This is a genomic window from Caldimonas caldifontis, assembly GCF_002930615.1.
GTDB classification, from domain to species: domain Bacteria; phylum Pseudomonadota; class Gammaproteobacteria; order Burkholderiales; family Burkholderiaceae_C; genus Caldimonas; species Caldimonas caldifontis.
On record NZ_PSNX01000001.1, the window covers coordinates 66931 to 87884 of the forward strand.

The window sequence follows — 20954 nt, forward strand, 5'->3', positions numbered from 1 at the left end:
ACCCTCCTGGAGGAGTCATGAGCGATATCGAAGCACGCGTCAAGAAGATCATTGCCGAGCAACTCGGCGTGGCGGAAGCGGAGGTCACCAACGAGAAGGCTTTCGTCGCCGATCTGGGCGCTGATTCGCTGGACACCGTGGAACTGGTGATGGCCCTGGAAGATGAATTCGGCATCGAGATCCCCGACGAGGAAGCCGAAAAGATCACCACGGTGCAGCTCGCCATCGACTACGCCCTGAAGCACCAGAAGGCCTGATCGGCCTGTCTGGGTTCCTGTTCGCACTTCCCCGTCTCACATGACCCGTCGCCGCGTCGTCATCACCGGCCTGGGGCTCGTCACCCCCGTGGGCAACACGGTGGCCGAGTCCTGGAGCAACCTGGTTGCCGGAAAGTCCGGCATCGACACCATCACCCGGTTCGATGCTTCGAACTTCGCCTGCCGTTTTGCCGGTGAGGTCAAAGGCTTCAGCATCGAGGATTACATCCCGGCTAAGGAAGCCCGCCACATGGACACCTTCATCCACTACGGTCTGGCAGCCTCGCTGCAGGCCGTGCGGGATGCGGGCCTGCCCATGGGTGAGGCCTTGAGCGAGGAGATGGCCGAGCGGATCGGCTGCATGGTGGGTTCGGGCATCGGCGGCCTGCCGATGATCGAGGAGACGCAACAGGAACTCAGCGCCCGCGGCCCGCGCCGCATCTCCCCCTTCTTCGTGCCGGCCTCGATCATCAACATGATCTCCGGCCACGTGTCGATCCAGTGCGGCTTCAAGGGCCCGAACCTGGCCATCGTCACGGCGTGCACCACCGGCCTGCACTGCATCGGCGAGGCCGGCCGGCTCATCGAGTACGGCGATGCCGACGTGATGATCGCGGGTGGGGCGGAGTCCACCGTATCCCCGCTGGGCATCGGCGGCTTTGCAGCGGCACGTGCACTGTCCACACGCAATGACGATCCCAAGACGGCCTCGCGCCCCTGGGACAAGGACCGTGACGGCTTCGTGCTGGGTGAGGGTGCCGGGGTGATGGTGCTCGAGGAGTATGAGCACGCCAGGAAGCGCGGCGCAAAGATCTACGCCGAGCTGGCGGGTTTCGGCATGAGCGCCGATGCCTTCCACATGACGGCGCCCAACGTGGACGGCCCGCGCCGCTCCATGCAGGCTGCGATGCGCAACGCGGGCGTCAACCCCGACCAGGTGCACTACCTCAACGCCCACGGCACGTCCACGCCCCTGGGCGACGTGAACGAGACCAATGCCATCAAGCTGGCCTTCGGCGAACACGCCAAGGGCCTGGTGGTGAACTCCACCAAGTCCATGACCGGCCATCTGCTGGGCGGGGCGGGCGGCATCGAGTCGGTGTTCACGGCACTGGCCGTGCACCATCAGGTGTCGCCGCCGACCATCAACATCTTCAACCAGGATCCCGAGTGTGACCTGGACTACTGCGCGAACGTCGCACGCGACATGAAGATCGACGTGGCGCTGAAGAACAACTTCGGGTTCGGCGGCACCAACGGCTCCTTGGTGTTCAAGCGCGTCTGAGCGCGGCCCGTCACGCCAGCCCAACACCCTCACCTCATGCGCCGCCGGGCTGCGCCTGCGCTTGCCGTGGAGGTCCGCCGGGATTCACTGTGGCGGACGGGGCTGGCCCTGCTGGCTTCGGTGTGGGCGTTGACCTGGGCCGCATGGATGGCGGGCCACCATGGCGTCTGGGTCGCCGTCGCGACGGGTCTGGCCTGCGCTGCAGCATCTTGGTGGCTGTTGAGGGGCCACCTGCCGGCCCGCCCGACACGGCTGCGCTGGGACGGCCAGTGCTGGCATTGGCGGACACGTGAAATGCGTCACGAAACGCGCGGGCGCGCCGAGGTTCACGTGGATCTGGGGAGCTGGATGCTGCTGCGTCTGATACCCACAGAGTCCACCTCGCGCCCACTCTGGTTGCCCGTGCAGCGACGCGGCCTGGAGCGTCACTGGCACGATCTTCGCTGTGCGGTATATTCGCCCACTCCCGATGCCGCCGCCCCGGCCGACCCCACCTCTTCGACCGCATGAGCGCTGACGCCGATACCCTGCTGATTGAGCGTGTCAAGCGCGGCGACCAGAAGGCTTTCGACCTCCTGGTGATCAAGTACCAGCGCAAGATCGAGCGTCTGATCGCCCGGATGGTGCGCGATACCGACCTGATCCAGGACATTGCGCAGGAAACCTTCATCCGGGCCTACCGCGCGCTGCCCCAGTTCCGCGGCGAGAGCGCCTTCTACACCTGGCTGTACCGGATCGCCGTGAACACGGCCAAGAAGAGCCTGGTGGAGCTGAAACGTGACCCGCTGGTCACGGAATCCGCCCGGCTGTCGGCCGACGAGGAAGACGAAACTTCCCGGGTGGAAAACGAACTAACCGACGGCGAAACCCCCGATGCCGTGCTGGCCAGCAAGGAAGTGGCCGCCACCGTGAACGCGGCCATCGAGGCCTTGTCCGACGATCTGCGCCAGGCCATCACCTTGCGCGAGATCGAAGGGTTGAGCTACGAGGAAATCGCCGAAGTCATGAACTGCCCGATCGGCACGGTGCGATCGCGAATTTTCAGAGCGCGCGAAGCCATTGCGCAGCGGCTGCGTCCCCTGCTGGACACGCCCGATGGCAAACGTTGGTGATCAGGAGTGTTGTGATGTCTGCGGAACGGAAGAACAGCAGGGACGATGACGCCGCCTCGCGTGAGCGCCTGTCGGCCATCCTGGATGGCGAGGCCACGCCGTCCCAGTTTGATGAATGGCTGGCGTCCCAACTGGACGAACCCGAAGAGCGAAGCCGGGCCTGCGAGGCCTGGCACGTCTATCACCTGATCGGTGACGTGATGCGATCCGACGATCTGGCCCGGAGTTCGCGCTCGGATGACTTCGTGGCCGGCGTGCGTGAGCGACTGCGTGCCGAGCCGGTGGTGGTTGCTCCCGCCCCGGTAAGCCCCCGTGCTGGCGCCGCGCGTCGCCCGTGGCGTACCCCGCTGGCCACCGCGGCCGGCGTGGTGGCGGTGGCCGGCGCGCTGATCGTGTTGCGTTTGGGCGATGCGGGCCTCGAAGGCGCTGCGCCGGCGGCCACGCTGGCCCAGCAGCCCGCACCTGAGGCCACTCTCGCGGCGGTCCCGCCGTCGCCTGCGACGGAGTTGCGGGTGGTGAATGGGGACCAGACCCTGATCCGCGATGCCCGCCTGGATGACTATCTGGCCGCGCACAAACAGTTCGGCGGAGGCTCTGCCCTGGGCTCGGCGCCTTCGATGTTCCTGCGCAATGCGGCGCATGAGGGGCCGGGTCGTTGAGGGTGAGCACGCGCATGCAGATCCGTCGTTGGCTGGCACCCTGGATGGGGGTCGGAATGCTGGCGCTGGCCGGCTGGAGCGCAGCGCAGGCGCCGGCTGCGGAAATGCCGCTGGACAAGGCTGAAGTTCGGTCGTGGCTGCTGCGCATCCATGATGCGGCCCAGACCCGTAACTTCCAGGGGATCTTCGTCGTCACGACTGCCGGGCAGATGTCCAGCGCCCGCATTGCACACTACGCGGAAGGCAGCGACCAGTACGAACGCATCGAAACACTGGATGGCCAGGCCCGCAGCGTGCTGCGCCACAACGATGTCGTGGCCACGCTCTGGCCGGACAGCCGCGCGGCACTCATCGAGCGTCGCGAAGCTTCCAACAGCTTCCCGCGCCTCATCGATCACGATGGCGACCGCATCGTCGAGCATTACGACGTGCGTCGCAAGGGCGTGGATCGGGTGGCAGGCCATGAGGCGCACCTGCTGCTGCTGACCCCTCGCGACGCCATGCGCTACGGCTATCGCCTGTGGTCCGAAAAAGTCTCAGGTCTGCTGCTGCGGGCCGATGTGCTCAACGCTGCTGGCGAAGTGATCGAGTCGTCAGCTTTCTCGGAGGTGTCCATCGGCGTGAAGCCGCAGCCGGACACGGTCACGCGGCCCCTCAAGCGCTTGAAGGGCTACCGTGTCGAGCGACCGGTGATGACCCCCACTTACTACGAAAACGAGGGCTGGACCTACCAGCGCGTGGTGCCCGGCTTTCGCCATGTGAGCTGCGTCAAGCGCAGTCACAACGCCGTTGATGGAGCCCAGGTCACCGAGAACGCTGATCGCAGCATGCTGCAGACCATCTTCTCGGACGGCCTTGCGCATGTCTCCATCTTCGTGGAACCCTTTGATGCTGCGAGGCATCGCAGGGAAGTGGTGATGAGCATGGGGGCCACCCACACGCTCATGAAGCGCCACGGCGCCTGGTGGGTCACGGCTGTCGGAGAGGTTCCGGCGGCGACGCTGCACGAGTTCGTGCGCGGGCTGGAACGCAAGAAGCCTCAATGAAGCCTTGCGCTGGGCCTGCGTGTGTCCGCACCCGCCACCCTACGATCTTGAGGTGAAAACATGAAGGCAATGATCGCGATGGACACGGGGATCCTTTTGCGCGCCCGACGCATGATGCTGGGCCTGCTGCTCGCAGGCATCGCCTGGACCTGGGCGGCGCCCCCTGTGCAGGCCCAGACCACGTCGCTGCCCGACTTCGCCGAACTGGCCGAGCGAGTGGGCCCGTCGGTCGTCAACATCCGCACCACCGAGCGCAGGGCGTCCGGCCCTGCAACCGCCGGTCCGCAGATGGACGAGGACATGCAGGAGTTCTTCCGCCGCTTCTTCGGTGTTCCGCTGCCCGGGACGCCCGGTGGACCGGGGCCGCGCGGTGGGCCTCGCCAGGGGCAGCCGGAAGAGACACCTCGCGGGGTGGGTTCGGGCTTCGTGATCAGCGGCGATGGTTTCGTGATGACCAACGCCCATGTGGTGGAAGGTGCTGATGAAGTCTATGTCACCCTGACCGACAAGCGTGAATTCAAGGCGCGCATCATCGGCAGCGACCGCCGCACCGACGTGGCGGTGGTCAAGATCGATGCGACCGGGCTGCCGGCCGTGCGCGTCGGTGATGTCAACCGTCTGCGCGTGGGTGAGTGGGTGATGGCGATCGGCTCGCCCTTTGGCCTGGAAAACACGGTGACCGCAGGCATCGTCAGTGCCAAGGCGCGCGACACCGGCGACTACCTGCCCTTCATCCAGACCGATGTGGCCATCAACCCGGGGAACTCCGGCGGCCCGCTGATCAATCTGCGTGGCGAGGTGGTGGGCATCAACTCGCAGATCTACAGCCGCTCGGGCGGCTTCATGGGCATCTCCTTCGCCATCCCGATCGACGAGGCCATGCGCGTGGCCGATCAACTGCGCACCACGGGCCGCGTGATCCGCGGTCGCATCGGGGTGCAGATCGACCAGATCACCAAGGACGTGGCCGAGTCCATCGGGCTGGGTCAGCCCACGGGTGCACTGGTGCGCAGCGTCGAAGCGAACGGCCCGGCAGCCAAGGCGGGCATCGAGGCCGGCGACATCATCACGCGTTTCGATGGGCGCGTGATCGACAAGGCCGGGGAACTGCCGCGCATCGTGGGCAACACCAAGCCGGGCAGCAAGGCGACGGTCCAGGTGTTCCGCCGAGGCAGCTACCGCGACCTGAGTGTGGTGGTGGGGGAGTTCGAGCCTGAGCCGCCGCGCCGCGTCTCCAGTGCCGAGCCGCGCAGCAGCACCCCGTCCGGTGCTGCCCAGAGCCTCGGGCTGACCGTGGCCAACCTTTCAGAAGCCCAGAAGACCGAGTTCGGACTCAAAGGGGGCGTGCGGATCGAGGCGGTCGATGGCCCCGCGGCACGCGCCGGCCTGCGTGAAGGCGACATCATCCTGGCCATCGCCAACACCGAGGTGGCGGACGTGCGTCAGTTCGAAGCGGTGGTGACGAAGCTGGACAAGGCGCGCCCCTTCAATGTCTTTTTCCGTCGCGGGGAGTGGGCGCACTATACGATGATCCGTCCGGCGCGATGAGGGTGGCCTGATCGAGCAGGAAGATGGACCCGGCATCCGACAAGGGTGCCGGGTTTTTTCACATGGCAGGATTTCATGACGGGTCGGCTTCGCAAGTTGTTCACCGAGCTCTGTTGATAACCTGTGAGTGGTGTTTGTCAGTGCAGACTGACTTTTTGCCGACGCGAAGGATTGGGGTCCTGGGCCGGTAGAATCCGAAGCGGTTCGACGTGCTTTAGTTCCGACTGCAGAAAGAACCCCTGCCGACCCGAAACTGTCCCCAACTCGTCCACAAGATTCTGTGGATAACATGTTGATGGTTTGGTTGTTGGCCCCGTGCAACGTGCGCCATGACACGGCTGGCGCGGTTTCCAAGGGGGTGGATTTGGCTACAATGAAAGCCCAACAAAGCAGTTGCCAAGCCTTTTGTTGGAAGGCGCGTCGCCGATTCGACGCGCCTTTTTTTTGTTGGCTCTTCCGCTGTATCTGACGCATGGCGGCTCATTGGCGGGCCGCACATCCCGGGTTCCATGAAGCACATCCGCAACTTCTCCATCATTGCTCACATCGACCACGGCAAGTCCACGCTGGCCGATCGCATCATTCAGCGCTGCGGGGGGCTGAGCGATCGTGAGATGGAGGCGCAGGTGCTCGACTCGATGGACATCGAGAAGGAGCGCGGCATCACGATCAAGGCGCAGACAGCGGCCTTGCAGTACCAGGCCAGCGATGGGCAGATCTACAACCTCAACCTGATCGACACGCCCGGGCACGTCGACTTCTCCTACGAGGTCAGCCGCTCCCTGTCGGCCTGCGAAGGCGCCTTGCTGGTGGTCGATGCCAGCCAGGGGGTGGAAGCGCAGACGGTGGCCAACTGCTACACCGCGCTCGACCTGGGCGTCGAGGTGATCCCCGTGCTGAACAAGATGGACCTGCCGCAGGCCGATCCTGAGCGGGCAAAGGAGGAGATCGAGGACGTCATCGGCATCGATGCGTCGGACGCGATCCCCTGTTCGGCCAAGACCGGCATGGGGGTGGACGAGATTCTCGAGGCGGTGGTCCAGCGCATGCCGCCGCCGCGGGGGCAGCCCGACGGACCGCTGCGCGCGATGATCATCGACGCCTGGTTCGACAACTACGTGGGCGTGGTGATGCTGGTGCGGGTGGTCGATGGCAGCCTGAAGCGGGGCGAGCGCATCCGTCTGATGGCCACCAATGCGGTGTATCCGGTGGACCATCTCGGCGTCTTCACGCCCAAGTCAGTGGACCGGCCCGAGCTGAACGCAGGCGAGGTGGGCTTCGTGATCTGCGGCATCAAGGAGCTCGAGGCGGCCAAGGTGGGCGACACGATCACGGTCGAGAAGAAGCAGCCCAACAACGCCGGTCCGGCGAGCGAGCCGCTGCCGGGCTTCAAGCAGATCCAGCCGCAGGTGTTCGCCGGGTTGTACCCGAGCGAGTCGAGCGAGTACGACCAGTTGCGCGATGCGCTGGAGAAGCTCAAGCTCAACGACAGTTCCCTGCGCTTCGAGCCCGAGGTGTCGCAGGCGCTGGGCTTTGGTTTCCGCTGCGGCTTCCTGGGCCTGCTGCACATGGAGATCGTGCAGGAGCGCCTGGAGCGCGAGTTCGACCAGGATCTCGTGACCACGGCACCGAGCGTGGTCTATCAGGTGGAGCTCAACGACGGCACGGTGCTCGACGTGGAGAACCCCTCGAAGATGCCCGACGCTGGCCGCATCCGCGAGATCCGCGAGCCCATCGTCACGGTGCACCTGTACATGCCCCAGGAGTACGTGGGGCCGGTGATGACCCTGGCCAACCAGAAGCGCGGTGTGCAGCTGAACATGGCCTACCACGGGCGGCAGGTCATGCTCACCTACGACATGCCGCTGGCCGAGATCGTGCTCGACTTCTTCGACAAGCTCAAGTCCATTTCACGCGGCTATGCCTCGATGGACTATGAGTTCAAGGAGTACCGCCCTGCCGATGTGGTGAAGGTGGACTTGCTGATCAACGGCGACCGGGTCGATGCCTTGTCCATCATCGTGCACCGCTCCCAGGCCCAGTACCGCGGGCGGGCCGTGGCGGCCAAGATGCGTGAGCAGATCCCGCGCCAGATGTACGACGTGGCCATCCAGGCGGCGATCGGAGCCAACATCATCGCGCGCGAGAACATCAAGGCGCTGCGCAAGAACGTGCTGGCAAAATGCTACGGCGGTGACATCAGCCGCAAGCGCAAGCTGCTGGAAAAACAGAAGGCCGGCAAGAAGCGCATGAAGCAGATCGGCACGGTCGAGGTGCCGCAGGAGGCCTTCCTGGCCATCCTGCAGGTTGACGACTGAACGAACATCAATCGGCGGGAGAATCCTTTGTCACTGCTCACTGCAGTCCTGTACGCCTGCCTGGGGGTGTACCTCGGGGGCTGGTATCTCGGTCAATGGCACGGCAACTTCTCGCTCGTGCTGTTCTTGCTGACCATCGTCACGCTGGCCTATTGGCTGGCCGAGCGCTTTCACTTCAAGCCGCAGCGCGAGCGAGCCGCCGCACAGTTGGCCGAGCAGGATGCCCAGCGTCGCGCGGCACTTGCGGGCCAAGGCATTGCCCAGGTGGACGGCAACGTCGAGGAAGCCCGACAGAAGCTGCTGATGCAACCCTGGTGGCTGGACTGGACGGCAGGGCTCTTCCCGGTCATCTGTGCGGTCTTCCTGGTGCGCTCCTTCCTCTTCGAGCCCTTCAAGATCCCCTCAGGCTCGATGGTGCCCACGCTGCTGGTGGGCGATCTCATCCTGGTCAACAAGTACCACTATGGTGTGCGACTGCCGGTGATCAACACCAAGGTGATCGACAACCATTCGCCCCAGCGCGGCGACGTGATGGTCTTTCGCTACCCCCTGGACCCCCGCATTGACTACATCAAACGGGTGGTGGGGCTGCCGGGCGACGAGGTGGCCTACCTCAACAAGCGCCTGAGCATCAACGGGCAGCCCGTTTCGATGGAATCGCTGGGCGACTACTACGACGAGGACAGTCGTCGCTATGCCCAGCTCTACACCGAAAAGCTCGGTGACGTGGAGCACCGGGTGCTCACCAACAAGGAAGTTCCGCCCTTCATGCTGGCCATCGACAGCTTCCCCTTCCGCGACCAGTGCCGCTACAACGCAGAAGGTGTGGTGTGCACGGTGCCCGAGGGGCATTACTTCATGATGGGCGACAACCGTGACAATTCTCAGGATTCCCGCTACTGGGGCTTCGTGCCCGAGCAGAACATTGTCGGCAAGGCCTTTTTGATCTGGATGAATTTCGGTAATCTCGGCCGGATTGGCACCTTCTTCCAGTGACCCTTCGGCCCTCCAGAACATCGTCATCACACCGAGGAGCAGCTCGATGACCCTTTCCCTGCGGCAGCGCCAGCGTGGCGTGACCCTGATCGGCCTGTTGTTCTGGGCTGTCGTGATCGGCTTTGTCGCGCTGGTGGGTATGCGCGTCTTTCCCACGCTGAACGAGTACTGGACCATCCAGCGCACCATCAACAAGGTGGCCCAGGAAGGGGGCACGACCGTTCCCGAGATCCGCGCGGCCTTTGATCGCCAGAAGGACATCGAGTACTCGATCACCTCGATCAGCGGCAAGGATCTGGAGATCACCAAGGTCAATGAGAAGGTCGTGGTCAGCTTCGCCTACGACAAGGAAGTCCCGCTGTTCGAGCCGGTCTACCTGCTCATCAAGTACCGCGGCACCTCGCGTTGACACCCATGACTGACGGGATCCCGGCCCCGTGAGCGATCCGCTGGATGCCCTGCAACGGCGCCTGGGCCACCGCTTTGCCAACCCGGCGCTGCTGCGCAGCGCTCTGACGCACCGCAGCTTCGGCGCCGACCACAACGAACGACTGGAATTCCTGGGCGACGCCGTGCTGGGGCTGGCCATCTCCAGCCTGCTTTACGAGCGGATGGGTCGAAGCGACGAAGGCGACCTGTCGCGAGTGCGCGCTCACCTGGTGCGTCAGGACTCCCTGCACCGCATGGCCCTGATGCTGGAACTGCCGGGCTGCATGCGCCTGGGGGAGGGCGAAGCACGCAGCGGCGGCGCGCAAAGGCCCTCCATCCTGGCTGATGCCTTCGAAGCGGTGGTGGGGGCCATCTACCTTGACGCCGGGTTCGAGCGGGCTTGTGCCCTGGTGCATCGCCTGTTCGAGCCCGTGCTGGCCCGGGGTGACGTCCAAGGAGCGGCCAAGGACGCCAAGACCGAACTCCAGGAATGGCTGCAGGCCCGCCGCTTGCCGGTGCCGGCCTATGCCATCGTGGAAACGCGGGGACAGGCCCATCGCCAGGAATTTGTCGTACGCTGCACGGTGGCAGCGCTGCAGGTGGAGCGGGTGGGCGAAGGGGCATCGAGGCGTGCTGCCGAACAGGTCGCTGCCCAGGCCGTGCTGGCTCACCTGAAGTCCCTGGCGACCTGAATGTGGAACGGCGGCCCGCCCGTCGATACAACGTGAAACTCGAAGACCTGAACCAGCCTCCCGCCACCCCCGTGCCCGGCCAGCGTTGCGGCCTGGTGGCCATCGTCGGGCGGCCCAACGTGGGCAAGTCCACCCTGCTCAATGCCTTGGTCGGGCAGAAGGTGAGCATCACCTCGCGCAAGGCCCAGACCACGCGCCACCGCATCACGGGCATCCGCACCCTGGAGGACACGCAGTACATCTTCGTGGACACGCCGGGCTTCCAGACCCGGCACAGCAATGCCCTGAACCGCAACCTCAATCGCACGGTGCTGTCGTCGGTGGCCGATGTGGACGTGGTGCTCTTCGTGGTCGAGGCGGGCCGCTATGGCATGGACGACGCCAAGGTGCTGGCCTTGTTGCCCGAGGGCAAGCCCGTCATCCTGGTGGCCAACAAGCTGGACAAGCTGGTGCGACGTGCCGAGCTGGCGCCCTGGCTCAAGAGCATGCAGGAGCGCCACCCCTTTGCCGAGTTCGTACCCATGACGGCCAAGCGGCCCGAGGAGGTCAGGCGCCTGCTCGAGATCGTGCGGCCCTACCTGCCCGAGCAGGGCTGGTGGTACGACGAGGACACCCTGACCGATCGCAGCGAGCGCTTCCTCGTGAGCGAGATGATCCGCGAGAAGCTCTTCCGACTCACCGGCGACGAACTGCCTTACACCTCCACGGTGGTGATCGACAAGTATGAGGAGCAAGGTCGACTGCGCCGTATCGCGGCGACCATCATCGTCGAGCGCGACGCGCACAAGGGCATGGTGATCGGCGATGGCGGCGAGCGCCTCAAGCGCATTGGCACCGAAGCCCGCCAGGAGCTCGAAAAGCTGCTGGATGCGAAGATCTTCCTCGAACTGTGGGTGAAGGTGCGTTCGGGCTGGGCCGACGACGAGGAGCGGCTGCGCTCCTACGGCTACGAGTAGACCCCTCGCCGATCATGGCCACCGGCAAGTCGGGCGGGCGGCGGCATGCGCACCGCGTCACGGGCGAAAGCGCCTACGTGCTGCACCGCTACGACTGGAGCGAGTCCAGCCTGATCCTGGATCTCTTCACCCGCCACCACGGCCGGGTGGCGGTGGTGGCCAAGGGGGCCAAGCGTCCCTATTCGCAGCTGCGCCCGGTGCTGCTGCCGTTCCAGCGTCTGGTGGTGGCCTACAGCAGCCGTGACGAGGAGGGTGCCGAGGTGCACACCCTCAAGACGGCCGACTGGGCCGGGGGGGCGCCGATGCTGGGCGGCGCCGCGCTGCTGACAGGCTTCTACCTCAACGAACTGCTCATGAAGCTGCTGGCGCGCAGCGACCCGCACCCGACCTTGTTCGATCACTATGCCGCCACGCTGCCGGTGCTGACAGCGGGTGATGACGCCGGCGTTCAGGCTGCCCTGAGGGCCTTCGAACTGGTGCTGCTGCGCGACATGGGCGTCTTGCCGGAGCTCGGCGTGGACACGGTGACGTTGCAGGCCGTGCGCGAGGAAGGGCGTTATGCCCTGCATGCCGAGGCCGGGGTGGTGGAGGTGGCCACTGGCGAAGGTGGGTTGCGAGGGGCCTGGCTGCGGGAGGCCGAAAGGGCCCTGGAGGCCTCGGCGCAGCCTGAAGGCCTGGCGGGCCTGCAGCAGGTGTGCCGCCAGGCTTTGTCCGACCTCAAGCCGGCGCTGCGGGGCCTGCTTCACTATCATCTGGGCACGCCTGTGCTGCGCACCCGCCAGCTCCTGATGGAACTCCAGCAATCATGATCTTCTCCGGTCTCCCGAATGCGCCTTTGCTGGGCGTGAACATCGACCACGTGGCCACGCTGCGCAATGCGCGCGGCGGCCGCTTTCCGGACCCGGTGGCAGCGGCCGAGCTGGCGGTCGAGGCCGGGGCCGACATCATCACCTTCCACCTGCGCGAGGATCGGCGCCACATCCGCGATGACGACGTGCACCGGCTGAAGGCCGTCTTGCACGTGCCGCTGAACTTCGAGGCGGCCGTGACCGACGAGATGCTGGGCCTGATCGAACAGACCCGACCGGAGCACGTCTGCCTGGTGCCCGAGCGCCGCCAGGAGGTCACCACGGAAGGCGGCCTGGACGTGGTGGGGCAGTTCGGCCGTGTGCAGGAGGCCTGTGCGCGCCTGGCGGCGGCCGGTTGCCGTGTCTCACTCTTCATCGGCGCCGACCCGGCCCAGATCGAAGCCAGTGCACGAGCCGGTGCACCGTGCATCGAGATCCACACCGGCGCCTATGCCGAGGCCTGGTGGGCCCAGGAGGCAGGCGCCATGCAGGCCGAGCTCAAGCGCATCGAGCAGGGCCTGCGTCTGGGGCGGTCACTCGGGCTGCAGACCAACGCCGGGCACGGCCTGGCCGTGTGGGACCGGCCGCCACCGCATCCCGGGCCCAGCAGCACGGCAGCCATCGCTGCGCTGCCCGACGTGGCCGAGCTGCACATCGGCCATGCGCTGATCGGCCATGCCGTCTTCGTGGGGCTGCGCCAGGCCATCGCCGATTTCAAGGCCGAGGCCGTGCGGGCGAGGCAGCGCGCGTGATCTACGGCATCGGCACCGACATCTGTGACATCCGCCGCATCGAGGCAGCGTTGCAGCGCCATGGAGAACGCTTTGCGCTCAGGGTGCTGGGCCCGCACGAGATCGAGGTCTTTCGTCAGCGCCGTGCCAAGGTGCCGGCGCGTGGCGTGCGCTACCTGGCCACGCGCTTCTCGGCCAAGGAGGCCTTCTCCAAGGCCATCGGCCTGGGCCTGCGCCTGCCGATGACCTGGCGCGCCTGCGAGATCGTCAAGGCACCGAGTGGCAAACCCGAGATCCGCCTGCATGGCGAACTGGCCACCTGGTTCGAGGCCCGCAGCCTGCGGGCCCATGTGAGCGTGACCGATGAAACCGACTATGCCGCCAGTTTCGTGGTGGTGGAAACCAAGGAATGAGATGAGCCTGCTTCCCGAGCACGCCCCGGTGGTCCTCGACATCGCCGGCACCGCGCTGGACGACAACGACCGTCGCCGCCTGCAGCACCCGCTGACGGGTGGTCTGATCCTGTTTGCGCGCAACTGGGCCGACCGCCGCCAGCTCGTCGAGCTGACTGCGGAGGTGAAATCGCTGCGCCCCGATGTGCTGATCTGCGTGGACCACGAGGGCGGGCGTGTGCAGCGCTTCCGCACCGATGGCTTCACCCACCTGCCGCCGATGCGCCGCCTGGGCGAGCTGTGGATGGACGATGCCCTGCGCGCCACCGATGCGGCCACGGCCTGTGGCTACGTGCTGGCCTCGGAGCTGCGCGCCTGTGGCGTGGACTTCAGCTTCACGCCGGTGCTCGACCTCGACCATGGCCCCAGCGGCGTGATCGGCGACCGGGCTTTCCATCGCGATGCGCGCGTGGCCACCCTGCTGGCCAAGAGCGTGATGCATGGCCTGCTGCTGGCGGGCATGCAGGCCTGCGGCAAGCACTTCCCTGGCCATGGTTACGTGGCGGCCGATTCGCATGTGGACGTTCCCGTGGACCGCCGCTCGCTCAAGGCGATCCTGGCCGACGATGCCAGGCCCTATGAGTGGCTGAGCACCTCGCTGGCCTCGGTGATGCCGGCCCACGTGATCTATCCCAAGGTCGATGCCTTGCCGGCGGGCTTTTCCAGCCGCTGGCTGCAGGACATCCTGCGCGGTCAGCTGGGTTTCACCGGCGCGATCTTCAGCGACGACCTCAGCATGCAGGGCGCCAGCGTGATGGGCGACGCCGTGCAGGGGGCGGTGGCCGCCCTGCAGGCGGGCTGCGATCTGGTGCTGTTGTGCAACCAGTCGGTGGTGGACGGCGGCGCGCCGCTGGACGCCCTGCTGGACGGCCTGTGGGCGGCACGTGAGCAGGGCCGCTGGGAGCCCCAGGCCGACAGCGAAGCACGTCGCGTCGATCTGCTGCCCCAGGCCGCCCCGATGGCCTGGGACGACCTGATGCACCACGCGCCCTACCAGCAGGCGCTGTCGCGCCTGCCCTGAGTCATCGGCTCATTGCTGTTGCTGCTGGGCCGCCTGGGCCGCCGGGACTGTCCTGGCGGCCTCGAAAGGCAGCACGACCTGCGCGAGATCCTTGCGGGTTTCGACCAGCACCAGCGGGCCGTCGTCCAGTGCCACCACGGGCTTGCGCTCACGTGGCACATGGATGGGCTGGGGCGTGCTGGCGATCAGCTCCTGGGCGGCGCGCACCTTGTCTGCGTCTGAGTGCACCCACTCCAGGCCGGCAGAAGCGGCCAGCGCGCTGAGGCTGGACAGCGGCAGCTCATAGTGCGGCACCACCACCGGCTGGGGACGCACGGCGGCAGCCGCCGGGGCCTCTGCAGGAACTGCTTCCATTGCCGTGTCAGTCGGTGGCGCCACCGCGGCGTCAGCCTCGGTTGCTTCCACAGCCTCCTCGGTGCCTTCCTGGGGGCGACGCTCACGGCGGTAGCGGTCGCGGCCGCCGCGGCCGCGCCGACTTTCCCCTTCAGGCGCGTCGCCGGTGCGGACGCCTTCAGGCGAGACCTGGGCTTGCGCGGATTCGGCCGGGGCCTCGGTCTGCGTTGCGGCCTCGGGGCTCACGCTGTCCTGGTCGGACGCCAGGCCCTCCACACCGCCTTCGCGCTCGCGGCGGCCACGGCCCCCGCGGCGACGGCGGCGACCCCCTTCACGGACGGTTTCCGCAGGCGCATCTCCCGGGTCCTGGGGCACGGTATCGACGAAGGCGGTGTCTTCCACCGCTTCGGAGACCGCTGCAGCCATGACGGCATCGCGTTCAGGACGCGGGGCGTTGCGCCGGCCGTCGGGGCGGCCTTCACCGCGCGGCTCCCCGCGGCCCTCGCGGCGGTTCTCGGCGCGCGGCGCGCCCTCACCGACTTCGGCACGCGCTTCAGCGCCGCGTCCACGGCCCTCGCCGCGCCCTTCGGCGCGAGCGTCAGCACGGGCTTCGCTGCGGCCCTCGCCGCGATTGTCGCCACGCCCTTCACCACGTCCCTCACCACGCCCACCGCGGCCTTCGCGACGGTTCTCGCCACGCTCCCCACGTTCCCCATTGCGTCCGCCACGGCGGCCGTCGCCTCGACGGCCCTCACCGCGCTCGACTTTGCTTTCCTTGGAGGCGGGTTTCGACGCTCCAGGGGCAGCCACCGGCGCTGGCGCCTCGGGGCTGCCGGTGAAGAGCTTCTTGAGCCAGCCGAAGAAGCCGCCGCTGGCCGGCACCGGCGCAGTCACCGGCGGGGCGGCCACAGGCGCGGCGGCCGGCGCGGTCTCGGGCTTGGGCGCGGCCACCGGGGCCGGGGTCTCGGGCAGGATGCCCTTGATCACCGGCTCCTGCTTGGACCGCCCCTTTTCGTTCGCGTCCCGGCGACGGGTGATGCCCACCTCCTCGTCCGGCTCCTCGATCATCGTGTAGCTGGCCTGCAGGTTCTCCAGACGCGGATCGTCGTGGCGCAGGCGCTCGAGCTTGTAGTTGGGCGTCTCCAGGTGCTTGTTGGGCACCAGCAGCACGGTCACGCGCTGCTTGAGTTCGATCTTGGTGATCTCGGTGCGCTTCTCGTTGAGCAGGAAGCTGGTCACCTCCACCGGCACCTGCACGTGCACGGCGGCGGTGTTCTCCTTCATCGACTCCTCCTGCACCATGCGCAGGATCTGCAGGGCCGAGGATTCGGTGTCGCGGATGTGGCCCGTGCCGTTGCAGCGCGGGCAGGTGATGTGGCTGCCCTCACTCAGGGCCGGACGCAGGCGCTGGCGGCTGAGTTCGAGCAGGCCGAACTTGCTGATGGAGCTGAACTGCACGCGGGCGCGGTCCTGGCGCAGGGCATCGCGCAGGCGGGTCTCGACCTCACGGCGGTTCTTGGACTCCTCCATGTCGATGAAGTCCACGACGATCAGGCCGCCCAGGTCGCGCAGGCGCATCTGGCGGGCAATCTCATCAGCCGCTTCGAGGTTGGTGCGGGTGGCGGTTTCCTCGATGTCGCTGCCACGCGTGGAGCGGGCCGAGTTGACGTCGATGGACACCAGCGCCTCGGTGTGGTCGATCACGATGGCGCCACCCGAGGGCAGGTTCACGGTGCGCGAGAAGGCCGTCTCGATCTGGTGCTCGATCTGGAAGCGGCTGAACAGGGGCGCGTCGTCACGGTAGCGCTTCACGCGATTGGCCGTCTCGGGCATCACGTGGTTCATGAACTGGCTGGCCTGCTCGTAGATATCGTCGGTGTCGATCAGGATCTCGCCGATGTCCGCAGTGAAGTAGTCGCGGATGGCGCGGATGACGAGCGAAGACTCCTGGTAGATCAGGAAGGCGCCCTTGCCGGCTTTGGCTGCCTCGTCGATGGCAGCCCACAGCTTGAGCATGTAGTTGAGATCCCACTGCAGCTCGGCCACACTGCGGCCGATGCCGGCGGTGCGGGCGATCAGGCTCATCCCCTTGGGATAGTCGAGCTGGTCGAGGTTCTCTTTCAGCTCCTCCCGGTCTTCGCCCTCGATGCGGCGCGAGACGCCGCCGCCGCGCGGGTTGTTGGGCATCAGCACCAGGTAGCGGCCGGCCAGCGAGATGAAGGTGGTGAGCGCCGCCCCCTTGTTGCCGCGCTCTTCCTTTTCCACCTGGACCAGCAGTTCCTGGCCTTCCTTGATGACGTCCGAGATCTTGGCGTTGCGGACATCGGCGCCTTCCTTGAAGTACTGGCGCGAGATTTCCTTGAAGGGCAGGAAGCCGTGGCGGTCTTCGCCGTAGTCGACGAAGCAGGCTTCCAGCGAGGGTTCGACGCGGGTGACGACGGCCTTGTAAATGTTGCCCTTGCGCTGTTCGCGTCCTTCGATCTCGGTCTCGAAATCGAGCAGCTTCTGGCCGTCGACGATGGCCAGGCGACGCTCTTCCTGCTGCGTCGCGTTGATCAGCATGCGTTTCATGTGCACTCCTTCGCCCACCCGGCTGCAAGACGCGGGCGGACACAGCTTCATGCCATTGCCGGCCTCGGGGCCGGTCAGTTGGCTCAACGATGCATGAGGAACGCGAGCAGGAACCGGAAGGAATCGCCCTGGACGGCCGGCACGACGGAGAACTCCGTCGGGTCAGCCGCGTTGGCGCATGCGAGGAGTGAACGGAAACGCGGGCGCAAAGAGCAAAGCCGTTGAATGGCTGGCCTCGGAAGGCGACCTCCGATGCCGCTGCCTGCACGACAGCGGCAAGCAAGCCGATGTGGCGCATGGGGGGCAGGCGGGAGGGCTGGGAGGCATCGTCCGCATGGGATCACTGAACGCGGGCTGCAGGTGGTGCTTCCAAGATCGGGGCGCTTTGGCGCCGGGTTGTCTCGCAAGCGGTGCCGGCCTGCAGCCGGAAAACCTTGTTGTTGGGTTCTTGATTCTGCGTTGGCTCTGACGCAGGACGGGACGTGCTGTTGGCTCACCTTGGGAGACAACCCGCCGCCACGGGCCTGCGCTGCATCAACTCTTGGGGCCGGTTGCCTGCACAAACTGCCTGTACAGAGCCGCCGGCCGACCCGCTCACGTGCCGGTGTTTGAGAGCCTCTGACCTGTCTCGCGGGTGGCGAGGGGTAAACTCTTGCAAATCAAACACTTACAACGCAAACGTGGTGCAACAGATTATAGGGGCGAAACGGCCCGCAGCGCGCAAGGTGGCTGCGGCGGCGCCCGAAGTGCGTCACGTCGTGGTGGATGAGGCATCGGCCGGCCAGCGCCTGGACAACTTTCTGAGCAAGACGCTCAAGGGGGCACCGAAGTCCTTGATCTACCGCATCGTGCGCAGTGGCGAGGTGCGGGTGAACAAGGGGCGGGCCTCGGCGGACACCCGACTGGCGATGGGAGACGAGGTGCGTCTTCCGCCGGTGCGGGTCAGCGAAAAGAGTGAGTCCACGCTCACGCCGGCCCGTGAGTTCCCGGTGCTGTACGAAGACGACCATCTGCTGGCGGTGGACAAACCGGCCGGCGTGGCCGTGCATGGGGGCAGCGGCGTGAGCTTCGGGGTGATCGAGCAGCTGCGCCGCGCGCGCCCGCTGGCGAAGATGCTGGAACTCGTGCACCGGCTGGACAAGGAGACCTCCGGCATCCTGTTGATCGCCAAGAAGCGCAGCGCCCTCACCGCGCTGCAGGACCAGTTTCGCAGCCGCGAGACCGGCAAGACCTACGCGGCCTTGGTGATCGGCGCCTGGCCGGCCGGCAAGAAAGTCATCGACGTGCCGCTGCACAAGTTCCTCACCGGCGAAGGCGAGCGCCGCGTGCGCGCCGTGTCGCCAGCGGCCGAGGAAGGGCGGCGCTCCATCACGCTGGTGAAGGTGGCGCAGGCCTATGCCGGCTACACCTTGCTGGATGTGACCATCAAGACCGGCCGCACCCACCAGATCCGCGTGCACCTGGCCCATGAGGGCCACCCCATCGTTGGCGATGACAAGTACGGCGATTTCGCGGTGAACCGGGCGTTTGCGCGTGGCGAAGCCCTTGCAGGCCACCGCTTCGACCGCATGTTCCTGCATGCGCGCCGCCTGCGCTTTGACCACCCTGCCACCGGGGAGTCCATCGAGCTCGAATCGCCCTTGCCGCGCGACTGCGCAGAATTGCTCCAACACCTATGAGCCAGCGTCCCCGCCAGTTCGACCTGATCGTCTTTGATTGGGATGGCACCCTCTTCGATTCCACGGCCCTCATCGCGCGCTGCATCCAGGCGGCCTGTGCCGACCTGGGCCTGCCGGTGCCCAGTGAACGCGAGGCGGCCTATGTGATCGGCCTGGGCCTGCACGATGCCTTGCAGCATGTGGTGCCGGGCCTGCCGCCCGAGCGCTACCCCGAGCTGGGCCTGCGCTACCGGCACCACTACTTCGCCCGGCAGCACGAGCTGGTGCTGTTCGAGGGCAGCCTGGCCATGCTGCACGCGCTCAAGGCGCGCCATCACTGGCTGGCCGTGGCCACGGGCAAGTCGCGCCGGGGCCTGGACGAAGCCTTGCGCACGGTGCAGTTGCAGGGCCTTTTCGATGGCACGCGCACGGCCGACGAGACGGCCTCCAAGCCGCATCCACGCATGCTGCAGGAACTGATGCGCGAGTTCGGCGTGGACCCCGAACGCACGCTCATGATCGGCGACACCACACACGACCTTCAGCTGGCAGCCAATGCCGGCACGGCCAGCGTGGCGGTGAGCTATGGCGCCCATGACACTGAACCGCTGCGGGCCTTCGATCCGCGCTTCGTCGCCGGCTCGGTGGCCGAGCTGCGCCAATGGCTGGAGACGCACGCATGACGGGCATCGAGCTGTGCGCCTCGAGCGAGCTGGCCGAGCGCGGCAAGGCCGTGCTTTTCGACGTGCTGCTGTGGAACGAGAGTGTGCGCGCGTTTGCCCTGCGCTTCGAGGGCCGCGCCGTGGCCTATGTGAACCGCTGCGCCCATGTGCCCACCGAGATGGACTGGCAACCCGGCGAGTTCCTGGACGACAGCCGCGAGTGGATCATCTGTTCCATCCACGGTGCCATCTACGACCCGCGCACCGGCGAATGCCTGGGGGGGCCCTGCCTGCGCTCGCGCCTGATCGAGGTGCCGGTGATGGAACGCGACGGCAAGGTCTATTGGTATCCGAGTGATGACGTGCAGCCGGCCTTTGCCGACTGAGCACCGACAACAAACCCTTGAGGCACAACCCCATGGAATCTGAACTCCCGACGTCTCCGCAAGCCGCGCAGAGTGCCAGCGACCAGGCCATCGCGCGTCTGGCCGAGGCCTACCTGACCGACCGGCGCCGCGAGCGCCGCTGGCGCATCTTCTTCCGTCTGGCATGGCTGCTGCTGGCGGTGACGCTGGTGGTGATGATCTACCGGCAGGGGCTGGAATCCTCCGCCCCGAGCGCTGCGCACACAGCGCTCATCGACGTGCGTGGCGAGATCGCGATGGATGTCGAAGCCAGCGCCGAGAACATCATCTCGGCGCTGCGCAACGCTTTCGGGGACAGCGGTGCTCGGGCCGTGGTGCTGCGCATCAACTCGCCGGGCGGCAGTCCGGTGCAGGCCGGCATGATCAACGACGAGATCGAGCGACTGCGCCTGGCCCACGACAAGCCGGTGTACGCCGTGTGCGAGGAGATGTGCGCCTCGGCGGCCTTCTACATCGCTGCAGCGGCGGACGAGGTCTTCGTCGACAAGGCCTCGCTGGTGGGCTCCATCGGCGTCTTGATGGACGGCTTTGGCTTCACCGGTCTGATGGACAAGCTGGGTGTGGAGCGCCGACTGATGACGGCCGGTGAGAATAAAGGCTTTCTCGATCCCTTCTCGCCGCAGACCGAACAGCACAAGGCCTATGCCCAGGCCATGCTCAACCAGATCCACCAGCAGTTCATCGCCGAGGTGCGCGAGGGCCGGGGCGAACGCCTGAGCAAGGACGACGAGGTCTATTCGGGCCTGATCTGGAGCGGCCAGCAGGCCATCGACCTGGGCCTGGCCGACCGCTATGGCAGCCTCGACTACGTGGCCAGAGAGGTCGTGAAGGCCGAGGAAATCATCGACTACACGCCGCGCCAGAACGTGGCCGAACGCCTGGCCAAACGCTTCGGCGCGGCCGTGGGCGAGGGCATGGTGGCGGCGTTGCGCGGCGTGGGCACGCTGCGCTGAAG

Annotated in this window: 20 protein-coding genes; 19 read left to right on the forward strand and 1 reads right to left on the reverse strand. The window is 66.5% G+C overall.

Features of this window, described 5'->3' with window-relative positions; translation table 11 throughout:
- Positions 1-17 precede the first annotated feature (17 nt).
- The 15 genes from acpP to nagZ all read left to right on the forward strand — a co-directional run bounded on the left by acpP (position 18) and on the right by nagZ (position 14350).
- Complete coding sequence (gene acpP, locus C1704_RS00330; protein WP_104299861.1) at positions 18-257, forward strand: acyl carrier protein; 240 nt, start codon at positions 18-20, stop codon at positions 255-257.
- 40 nt (positions 258-297) lie between these two features.
- The gene (gene fabF / locus C1704_RS00335) at positions 298-1542 is read left to right on the forward strand and encodes a beta-ketoacyl-ACP synthase II (RefSeq protein ID WP_104299863.1); all 1245 of its coding nucleotides are present in this window, start codon (positions 298-300) and stop codon (positions 1540-1542) included.
- Positions 1543-2048: 506 nt separating this feature from the next.
- Positions 2049-2654, forward strand: a complete 606-nt coding sequence (gene rpoE, locus C1704_RS00340) for an RNA polymerase sigma factor RpoE (protein WP_104299865.1) — start codon at positions 2049-2051, stop codon at positions 2652-2654.
- 14 nt (positions 2655-2668) lie between these two features.
- Complete coding sequence (locus C1704_RS00345; RefSeq protein ID WP_245876336.1) at positions 2669-3313, forward strand: sigma-E factor negative regulatory protein; 645 nt, start codon at positions 2669-2671, stop codon at positions 3311-3313.
- A gap of 14 nt (positions 3314-3327) precedes the next feature.
- Complete coding sequence (locus C1704_RS00350) at positions 3328-4359, forward strand: MucB/RseB C-terminal domain-containing protein (RefSeq protein ID WP_245876337.1); 1032 nt, start codon at positions 3328-3330, stop codon at positions 4357-4359.
- 69 nt (positions 4360-4428) lie between these two features.
- Positions 4429-5907 carry a DegQ family serine endoprotease gene (locus C1704_RS00355; protein WP_104299867.1) on the forward strand — a complete coding sequence of 493 codons (1479 nt, stop codon included), beginning with the start codon at positions 4429-4431 and terminating at the stop codon, positions 5905-5907.
- Positions 5908-6416: 509 nt separating this feature from the next.
- Positions 6417-8225 carry a translation elongation factor 4 gene (gene lepA, locus C1704_RS00360; protein ID WP_104299869.1) on the forward strand — a complete coding sequence of 603 codons (1809 nt, stop codon included), beginning with the start codon at positions 6417-6419 and terminating at the stop codon, positions 8223-8225.
- Between the two features lie 27 nt (positions 8226-8252).
- Positions 8253-9221: a signal peptidase I gene (gene lepB, locus C1704_RS00365; protein ID WP_104299871.1), complete on the forward strand. Its 969-nt coding sequence runs from the start codon at positions 8253-8255 to the stop codon at positions 9219-9221.
- A gap of 46 nt (positions 9222-9267) precedes the next feature.
- On the forward strand, positions 9268-9630 hold the full coding sequence (locus C1704_RS00370; protein WP_104299873.1) for a DUF4845 domain-containing protein: 363 nt from the start codon (positions 9268-9270) through the stop codon (positions 9628-9630).
- A gap of 28 nt (positions 9631-9658) precedes the next feature.
- The gene (rnc, locus tag C1704_RS00375; RefSeq protein WP_104299875.1) at positions 9659-10342 is read left to right on the forward strand and encodes a ribonuclease III; all 684 of its coding nucleotides are present in this window, start codon (positions 9659-9661) and stop codon (positions 10340-10342) included.
- Between the two features lie 32 nt (positions 10343-10374).
- Positions 10375-11298, forward strand: a complete 924-nt coding sequence (era, locus tag C1704_RS00380; protein WP_211286769.1) for a GTPase Era — start codon at positions 10375-10377, stop codon at positions 11296-11298.
- Positions 11299-11312: 14 nt separating this feature from the next.
- Positions 11313-12107, forward strand: a complete 795-nt coding sequence (gene recO, locus C1704_RS00385) for a DNA repair protein RecO (RefSeq protein WP_104299877.1) — start codon at positions 11313-11315, stop codon at positions 12105-12107.
- Positions 12104-12898 carry a pyridoxine 5'-phosphate synthase gene (locus C1704_RS00390; RefSeq protein ID WP_104299879.1) on the forward strand — a complete coding sequence of 265 codons (795 nt, stop codon included), beginning with the start codon at positions 12104-12106 and terminating at the stop codon, positions 12896-12898. The genes recO and C1704_RS00390 overlap by 4 nt, the downstream gene beginning before the upstream one ends.
- Positions 12895-13290, forward strand: a complete 396-nt coding sequence (gene acpS / locus C1704_RS00395) for a holo-ACP synthase (RefSeq protein ID WP_104299881.1) — start codon at positions 12895-12897, stop codon at positions 13288-13290. Before C1704_RS00390 ends, acpS begins: the two co-directional genes overlap by 4 nt.
- Before the next feature lies 1 nt (position 13291).
- Complete coding sequence (nagZ, locus tag C1704_RS00400; RefSeq protein WP_104299883.1) at positions 13292-14350, forward strand: beta-N-acetylhexosaminidase; 1059 nt, start codon at positions 13292-13294, stop codon at positions 14348-14350.
- Positions 14351-14359: 9 nt separating this feature from the next.
- On the opposite strand, the gene C1704_RS00405 is transcribed toward nagZ, so the two are convergent.
- Positions 14360-17254 (reverse strand): Rne/Rng family ribonuclease, encoded by a 2895-nt coding sequence (locus tag C1704_RS00405; RefSeq protein WP_104299884.1) that lies wholly within the window; start codon positions 17252-17254, stop codon positions 14360-14362.
- A 683-nt stretch (positions 17255-17937) separates the two neighbouring features.
- Between C1704_RS00405 and C1704_RS00410 the strand changes: the two genes are divergently transcribed.
- The 4 genes from C1704_RS00410 to C1704_RS00425 are packed head-to-tail and all read left to right on the forward strand — an operon-like array spanning position 17938 to position 20952.
- Complete coding sequence (locus tag C1704_RS00410) at positions 17938-18933, forward strand: RluA family pseudouridine synthase (RefSeq protein ID WP_104300333.1); 996 nt, start codon at positions 17938-17940, stop codon at positions 18931-18933.
- A complete protein-coding gene (locus C1704_RS00415) occupies positions 18930-19595 on the forward strand; it encodes an HAD family hydrolase (RefSeq protein WP_104299886.1) in 666 nt (221 codons plus the stop codon). Before C1704_RS00410 ends, C1704_RS00415 begins: the two co-directional genes overlap by 4 nt.
- Positions 19592-19960 (forward strand): Rieske (2Fe-2S) protein, encoded by a 369-nt coding sequence (locus tag C1704_RS00420; RefSeq protein WP_211286770.1) that lies wholly within the window; start codon positions 19592-19594, stop codon positions 19958-19960. The genes C1704_RS00415 and C1704_RS00420 overlap by 4 nt, the downstream gene beginning before the upstream one ends.
- Positions 19961-19992: 32 nt before the next feature.
- Complete coding sequence (locus C1704_RS00425) at positions 19993-20952, forward strand: S49 family peptidase (protein ID WP_104299889.1); 960 nt, start codon at positions 19993-19995, stop codon at positions 20950-20952.
- The last annotated feature ends 2 nt before the right edge of the window (positions 20953-20954 follow it).

Excerpts from the sequence above, each read along its gene's own strand:
- rpoE (WP_104299865.1), top strand. The coding sequence starts at position 2,049 with ATGAGCGCTGACGCCGATACCCTGCTGATTGAGCGTGTCAAGCGCGGC.
- C1704_RS00390 (WP_104299879.1), top strand. The coding sequence starts at position 12,104 with ATGATCTTCTCCGGTCTCCCGAATGCGCCTTTGCTGGGCGTGAACATC.
- nagZ (WP_104299883.1), top strand. The coding sequence starts at position 13,292 with ATGAGCCTGCTTCCCGAGCACGCCCCGGTGGTCCTCGACATCGCCGGC.
- C1704_RS00415 (WP_104299886.1), top strand. The coding sequence starts at position 18,930 with ATGAGCCAGCGTCCCCGCCAGTTCGACCTGATCGTCTTTGATTGGGAT.
- C1704_RS00405 (WP_104299884.1), bottom strand. The coding sequence starts at position 17,254 with ATGAAACGCATGCTGATCAACGCGACGCAGCAGGAAGAGCGTCGCCTG.
- acpP (WP_104299861.1), top strand. The coding sequence starts at position 18 with ATGAGCGATATCGAAGCACGCGTCAAGAAGATCATTGCCGAGCAACTC.
- fabF (WP_104299863.1), top strand. The coding sequence starts at position 298 with ATGACCCGTCGCCGCGTCGTCATCACCGGCCTGGGGCTCGTCACCCCC.
- C1704_RS00355 (WP_104299867.1), top strand. The coding sequence starts at position 4,429 with ATGATCGCGATGGACACGGGGATCCTTTTGCGCGCCCGACGCATGATG.
- C1704_RS00425 (WP_104299889.1), top strand. The coding sequence starts at position 19,993 with ATGGAATCTGAACTCCCGACGTCTCCGCAAGCCGCGCAGAGTGCCAGC.
- C1704_RS00420 (WP_211286770.1), top strand. The coding sequence starts at position 19,592 with ATGACGGGCATCGAGCTGTGCGCCTCGAGCGAGCTGGCCGAGCGCGGC.
- C1704_RS00350 (WP_245876337.1), top strand. The coding sequence starts at position 3,328 with ATGCAGATCCGTCGTTGGCTGGCACCCTGGATGGGGGTCGGAATGCTG.
- lepA (WP_104299869.1), top strand. The coding sequence starts at position 6,417 with ATGAAGCACATCCGCAACTTCTCCATCATTGCTCACATCGACCACGGC.
- C1704_RS00345 (WP_245876336.1), top strand. The coding sequence starts at position 2,669 with ATGTCTGCGGAACGGAAGAACAGCAGGGACGATGACGCCGCCTCGCGT.
- recO (WP_104299877.1), top strand. The coding sequence starts at position 11,313 with ATGGCCACCGGCAAGTCGGGCGGGCGGCGGCATGCGCACCGCGTCACG.
- C1704_RS00370 (WP_104299873.1), top strand. The coding sequence starts at position 9,268 with ATGACCCTTTCCCTGCGGCAGCGCCAGCGTGGCGTGACCCTGATCGGC.